Annotated in this window: 1 protein-coding gene; it reads right to left on the reverse strand. The window is 37.1% G+C overall.

Annotation, left to right across the window (positions count from 1 at the left end):
- The coding region (locus KI363_RS21550; protein ID WP_212967609.1) for a transposase at nt 1-965 on the reverse strand (965 nt) is incomplete at its 3' end.
- Nucleotides 966-993: the final 28 nt, after the last annotated feature.

Raw genomic sequence — 993 nt, forward strand, 5'->3', positions numbered from 1 at the left:
ACGGGATAGGAAAGAATAATTTTCTTTACCGCGTCAAAAAAGAAAAACAAATAGTGCCATTTTCCGTTCACGCGGATATAGGTTTCATCTCCACAGAATTGATCCGAGAGCTCATAAGGATAATAATCCACATAAGGCTTGAGGAGTAAAGCGACACTGTTCTCGTAATTCAATATCGTCTGATGGGAAATAGCGACACCATGAACATCCTGCATAATTGCAGCTGTTTTACGGGCTGAAAGCCCGTAATTCACATGGTAAGTCAAGATTAAACCCAATGTATGAGGTGAAGCATGGATCTTAGACAAATTTACCCTTGGTAACTCGGGGGATTGTTTAGACAAAGGTAGATAATCAACGTGAAACTGTCGGAAAATATACCTTAATTTAAATGCCTGTGGATCCTTTTTAAAGCGTTTCTTCTCTTTTGAAGACATCCCATCCCGTTTCTTAAGGTAATAGGGACAGTTGTTGTTTTTACATTTGAAGACAGAGAAATCTTTTCTTTCTTTAATTTTTTCAAGAGTTTTGGCACAGTGAGGGCACCTTAAAATGGCCTCTTTAGAGAACCGATTCTTATCACTGAAAAGACAAGAACAGACTTTACACAGAAACTGCCCTTTACTTCCATTATTCGCATAAAGATAATCTGATGGAGCACCACACTTGGGACAGTTCATTGACTTTGGAACAGTCATTTTTGAATGAGCATGCCTTTTAACAGGTTTAAGAGGTTTCCCATGTTCCATCGAATAGTCTTCTAAAAGGATTTTATAATTTAGTTTTTCAAAAGTCTCAATGATTGGGAGATCATCGACCTGAAGTTTTCGATAAGGTTTATTAACGGGCTCTTCTGTAGGCTTTTCAAACATGTTTTTACCAATAAGAAGAGTTTGTAAAGTACGAATCATTTGGTCTTGAAACTTGATAAATTCGAGTAAATAAGTTAATAATTGAGGGTACAACTTGTCACTTCCTATTCTGGGATGTTGG

The organism is Lederbergia ruris (assembly GCF_018332955.1).
Lineage (GTDB): Bacteria > Bacillota > Bacilli > Bacillales > Bacillaceae_C > Lederbergia > Lederbergia ruris.